Origin of the sequence: Methylomicrobium sp. Wu6, assembly GCF_035916875.1 — a bacterium.
Lineage (GTDB): Bacteria > Pseudomonadota > Gammaproteobacteria > Methylococcales > Methylomonadaceae > Methylomicrobium.
In genome coordinates this window covers 1-4,968 of record NZ_JAXUHN010000005.1, presented here as the reverse complement: position 1 = coordinate 4,968, position 4,968 = coordinate 1, and the positions used below count along the sequence as shown (strand labels likewise).

Below are 4,968 nucleotides of genomic sequence, written 5' to 3'. Positions count from 1 at the left end.
CGCACCAAGCGAACCGCTCGTTCCCGAAATTCGGGTGAATAATGGTTTGTGGTTTTCTCTTTCATAGCTTCATCTTCTCAAAAGTTGAAGCCTCCATCAAACCCAGGGCGGTTCAAGTCTTGCGTAATTTGAATTGGTTCCTTTAATCAAGGAACCTCTACCGGCAGATGACTGCTTATCATGAGTTTGACTTGAGTCTCGAGCACCCAATGTGCTATGAAGGAATACAGGAAGCGTAACGGTAGTGGATCGGCGGTGTACGACGTCGCCCCGCGTAACCGTAGGGGCCGGGTGTTTTGACGAAGTTGGAGCGGAAGCGGAGTCAAAATACAAGGCCATCCGACACGGCGTCAAGTCATTGTGGAAGCCATGGCGCGCTGCGTACCGAAGGGGAGTAGCGTGTCGTGGCGGACACAGGACGAACGCGGGCTGCCGAAGGCAATAACCGCCAGCAAATTTTTTGCTGCTGAAATCGGACGGATCCCATTTCAGCTTTCGGGAAAAATGCTGGCGCTCCTGACTCTTGCTTACTGCATCTATCCAAAGAGTGATCACATGCAGGAGCGAATGTGATACGCTAGCTATTAGAGATTCCTTAATTACGCGCAACACCAACAGCGAGAGGAGGTAGATATGACGATATCCATTTCTCTTAAACATACGGCGTCTGAAATACATCAGGCGGCGCGTATCTACCAACCCAGAAACAGAAAAATAATGAACGGTTGCATCTTTTACGAGCCGCAGCTGATCATACCCCTGGAATGGGATGAAGAAACGCTCTGTCAGATCAATGAGCTGCTCGCGTGTTCCTCGGTCGTTTCCTACTCGATTCTTCAGTTGCTTTCGACAACACGAAAAAATCTTCCTATCTCGCAACGATTCAGATGGGGTTGGAAAACGGTTCGCTATACGGATGAAGATATCGATCCCTGGGAGGATTCACCCGACGACCGCTATCATCTGGAACGGGTACGTGTCCCGGTTGAGCAAACACGATACCAGCTCTCCGCTCACGGCATCCGTAAGATCATTGATTGTTTAAGCGCACAACAGCAAGGAAAGTATGTAGGTGTCCCGGTATCAGATTACCCCTGTATGGCGCAAGAAGCGATCGAAGCGGCGTGCCTTAACCGAACCGTCACCCTGAAACAGGTACGGTACATCCTGCATCTCAACATACACTACCTGGTGTCTTTAGTGCTTGCCTGATGCGTCACGTCAAGCCGGGATCTCGTGTGCCGGCATGTTGCTACTTCTATGCGCCGAGATTCAGGAGAATGGCGGTTTGCTGCGCGAAGCCGCCCTTCAATCCTAGATTTCTTATCTTAACGACATTAGGTGCTTAACCCCCGCTCAGCGCCTGGAAAATGTACACAGTCCCATCCTCCGGGACGCGATCCGAGAGGGTGTCTCTATCGAACACTATGGTGTCGTTGACGCTGAGGTAGACGTGCCGGCGCAGCGCGCCGCGTTCGTCCAGCACGTAATCGGTGAACCCAGGGGCAATTTCGTCGACCGCACGCAAAACCTCGGCGACCGAGCCGGCCGGCACGGTAATCGGACGGTTTTCGAGCGCCGGAAAGAACCGGAAAAGATGTTGAGTCATTTTTACCGTAGCCATGCCGTTTAGCCGAATCGCACCGAATAGACCGGCGGAAAATGGTTGCCCAGACATTGCCAGGTTTCACCGCGGTCTTCCGATAGATAAACGTTGCCTGTCGTGCTGCCGAAACAGAGGCAATCACCGGATATATCAAGCCCATGTCTCAGGACAATGTCGTAAGCATGATCCTGCGGCAGGCCGCTGCGAAACGATTGCCAGGACTGCCCGCCGTCTGTGGTTCGGGCGATGTACAGTCCGCCGCCGATCGCCATGCGCTCGGAGTCCGCGCAGGCGGGCACGACCCAGGCGGTGCGTCCGTCGCGCGCATCGACGGCAATCGGAAAACCGAAATGCACGCCGGCATCCGGCATGCTGACCTTTTTCCAGTGCTGCGCGCCGTCATCGCTGTAAAACACGCCGCAGTGGTTCTGCTGCCAGAGATGATCAGGCTGTCCGGCACAGCCCGCCACGAAATGCGGATCATGCCCCCATTCGGCTTCCGGATTCGGCAGATAATCCATCAGCATGCCGCGGTTGCGGCCTGCCCAGGTCCGGCCGCCGTCGACGGTCTCCAGCACGCCGGCCGACGAAACCGCGACATGAATGCGATTCGGATCGCGCGGATCGATAACGATCGAATGGATGCCCGGTTCGAACACGCCGTAATCAATGCTGGCCGGCGTGCCGCCCCAACGGTTCTCGCTGGTCGCCTCGCCGGAGAACAGATCGCCGCCGCGGCTTTCATGATTCCACAGCGGCCGGTTGAGTTCCCAACTGTCGCCGCCGTCATCGCTGACGAACAAACCGCCGGGGATCGTGCCGGCATACAGACGGCCGGGCTGTTCGGCATGGCCGAATGCCAGGTTCCATATCTTGAACACGGTCGCGTCCTTGTATTCAGGCTGCCCCACAGGCGCCGCCGGGTCGAAATCCGGTGTCGGCAGGTACTTGACGATATAGCGCGCGCCTTGCGGGTACTTTAACGAAAGCACATCCTCCCATGTCGCGCCCCCGTCACGCGAACGCGACAGCTTGGGCCCCCAATGACCATGATCCAGGGAAGTCCACAGCGTACCGTCGCGCGGGTCGCGCGCGGCGTAACAGACGGGAATACCTGCATGCTCGATGGGTCGAGGACGCCATGTAGAATTCGAACGATCGAATATCACCGTACCCTTGCGGGTGCCTAAAAGAATCATGTCGGACATCGGTTTGACCTCATGCTTGCGTGGATGAATATATCAACAGCAGCACCGAACATAAAGGCAGGGGCGTGCCGCTAACGGACGTTCAACCAAGCCGCCGAACCCGATTCGAAAGCGGTCCTTCAAAACTGCCAGCGGGCGGCATACCCCTTTGGTTGTGCGTTAGGCAGGATCATACAACAGACATTGTGTGGCCGCCAGAAAAAACAACTTGAATGTGATTTTGTACGACTTTCCCCCTAATGTTGCAGCCAGCATAGGGAGGAATAGCGAAGCGTATTCCGTCGGATATTGAATTTCCATGCGGCGCAATACGGCTTCGCCTATTGCGCCCTACGACCCTACAATCTATAGTCTTGGCCTGTCTGCCGGGTACGATCATCAACAAACAGAAAGTCTTGGTCGACAAGCTGAAGGGTACGAAGGATGTTGTGTATTTCTCGGCTAACTGCCTTACTAAACCTTTAAATATAGAGCGAGCTTTGGCGGATGACCTGGAAACAGGCGAGTTGCAGCGCAGCTTCCAAATTGAGGCGCGCGCATGTCCGGTTGCAGTGAGCGATTGACAGGCTGTATGCGGAAGGGCATTTGCCGGAGCTGGCGTCGGCCGAATTCTTGCGCTGGCTGCATAGCTTGCAGTACGCATTGCGTACCATTTTTTAAGCAGTGTCGATTTTAAGCCGAAAAAGGTACGCATTGCGTACCCTTGACTGGCCGGGATGGGCAAAGTCGCGCAAATTATCGCGATGGCCGCCTAGCACCATCGCCTGGCCAACATTCATCCCTTTCCTGAAGGCAACCTAAATCGTTAAAATAAACCGGTATCGGCAAATTTTTGATATTTCCACGGGGAAACTTTTTGAAACAGTCTTTTTATGATCTAAGCTACGCCGACCTGGAGAGGGTTGTCAGCGAAAATGATTTTAACGGCTCAGTAGCGAGAATTCTTTTCAACTGGTATTACAAGAAAAAAGAAATCACGCAATGCCAGGGTGATATATCCAAACTTTCATTGGCCTTTTTTGAACAAAACTATGACTTTTCTTTGCCTGAAATCGATAAAGTCTATGAGTCTAAAGATCGAACCGTAAAGTTTCTTTTTAAGCTGAAGGACAATCATAAAGTTGAAACCGTCCTGATTCCATTTAATAACAAATATTCTATTTGCCTCTCATCGCAGGTTGGCTGCGCAATGAATTGTTCTTTTTGTTTTACCGGAGAACAAGGGCTGAAAAGAAATTTGAAGACGAGCGAAATTGTGGGGCAGTTCTTACAGGCCTGGCGTTGGTTGGCAGTAAACAGGCCGGGTGAAGAGCGGATATTGAATATCGTCTTTATGGGGCAAGGCGAGCCTTTACATAATTTTGATGCCGTTAAGAAAGCGTGTGAAATTTTTTTATCTCAATACGGATTTTCGATCGGTGTTCAGAAAATCACGATTTCAACGGCGGGCTATATTCCTGGTCTTAAACGCTGGAGCGAGGAAATTCCACGGGTGAATCTTGCCTTATCGTTGCATTCGCCGTTTGAGGAAAAGCGAAATGAGTTGATTCCCATCAATAAAAAATATCCGCTCGATGAGGTATTGACCTATATCGACAAAATACCCTTGAATAAGAAGCAATTCATCACGTATGAATACATCCTGATCAAGGATTTTAATGATGATCCGGACGATGCTGAAAAACTGGGTATGTTGTTGGCTGACAGATGCGCTTATATCAACTTGATCCCTTTTAACTCATTCCCAGGATCGCGTTACACAAGTCCGGATATGGATAAGGTTGAAAAGTTTAAGGAAGTTCTGGATGCTTTTAAAATCCCGACTTTAATAAGAGGTACTAAAGGTGATGATGTATTGGCAGCATGTGGGCAGCTTAACTCAAATAGTCAACAGGCTGTCGATTTTCTCTATCCTGTAAGCCGTATGGGTACGTAGAGTGTAGAGGTCAAGTTTTTACAGATACAACGATAAATTGAGGTCGGCCCCAAAGAAATGGGAGCCATCATTCTGGGGCATGGATCTTATTCGGCAATGTGCGTTAAGTGCTTAGCAGAAAGTAAATTGGTATTGAGAGCCAAAACCAGCGCCGATTTCATCGATAGCCTCCTCAAGTTCGGTAGGTGTAAACGATTGGAATGGCAGCCACTCGTATT

General features: G+C 51.3%; 6 protein-coding genes. 4 read left to right on the top strand and 2 right to left on the bottom strand.

Annotated features, from left to right (window positions below; genetic code table 11):
- Window positions 1-369 precede the first annotated feature (369 nt).
- Window positions 370-573, top strand: a complete 204-nt coding sequence (locus tag U2W12_RS00130) for a hypothetical protein (protein WP_326498651.1) — start codon at window positions 370-372, stop codon at window positions 571-573.
- A 60-nt stretch (window positions 574-633) separates the two neighbouring features.
- Window positions 634-1,212, top strand: a complete 579-nt coding sequence (locus tag U2W12_RS00125; RefSeq protein ID WP_326498650.1) for a hypothetical protein — start codon at window positions 634-636, stop codon at window positions 1,210-1,212.
- Between the two features lie 133 nt (window positions 1,213-1,345).
- On the opposite strand, the gene U2W12_RS00120 is transcribed toward U2W12_RS00125, so the two are convergent.
- Complete coding sequence (locus tag U2W12_RS00120) at window positions 1,346-1,624, bottom strand: hypothetical protein (RefSeq protein WP_326498649.1); 279 nt, start codon at window positions 1,622-1,624, stop codon at window positions 1,346-1,348.
- 5 nt (window positions 1,625-1,629) lie between these two features.
- Complete coding sequence (locus tag U2W12_RS00115; RefSeq protein ID WP_326498648.1) at window positions 1,630-2,814, bottom strand: hypothetical protein; 1,185 nt, start codon at window positions 2,812-2,814, stop codon at window positions 1,630-1,632.
- 395 nt (window positions 2,815-3,209) lie between these two features.
- Here U2W12_RS00115 and U2W12_RS00110 point away from each other — a divergent pair, with 395 nt between their 5' ends.
- Window positions 3,210-3,377 (top strand): hypothetical protein, encoded by a 168-nt coding sequence (locus tag U2W12_RS00110; RefSeq protein ID WP_326498647.1) that lies wholly within the window; start codon window positions 3,210-3,212, stop codon window positions 3,375-3,377.
- Between the two features lie 293 nt (window positions 3,378-3,670).
- Window positions 3,671-4,750 (top strand): 23S rRNA (adenine(2503)-C(2))-methyltransferase RlmN, encoded by a 1,080-nt coding sequence (rlmN, locus tag U2W12_RS00105; RefSeq protein ID WP_326498646.1) that lies wholly within the window; start codon window positions 3,671-3,673, stop codon window positions 4,748-4,750.
- Window positions 4,751-4,968 lie beyond the last annotated feature (218 nt).

Coding starts and splice junctions, on each gene's coding strand:
- U2W12_RS00130 (WP_326498651.1), top strand. CDS start 370: ATGGCGCGCTGCGTACCGAAGGGGAGTAGCGTGTCGTGGCGGACACAG.
- U2W12_RS00125 (WP_326498650.1), top strand. CDS start 634: ATGACGATATCCATTTCTCTTAAACATACGGCGTCTGAAATACATCAG.
- U2W12_RS00120 (WP_326498649.1), bottom strand. CDS start 1,624: ATGGCTACGGTAAAAATGACTCAACATCTTTTCCGGTTCTTTCCGGCG.
- U2W12_RS00115 (WP_326498648.1), bottom strand. CDS start 2,814: ATGTCCGACATGATTCTTTTAGGCACCCGCAAGGGTACGGTGATATTC.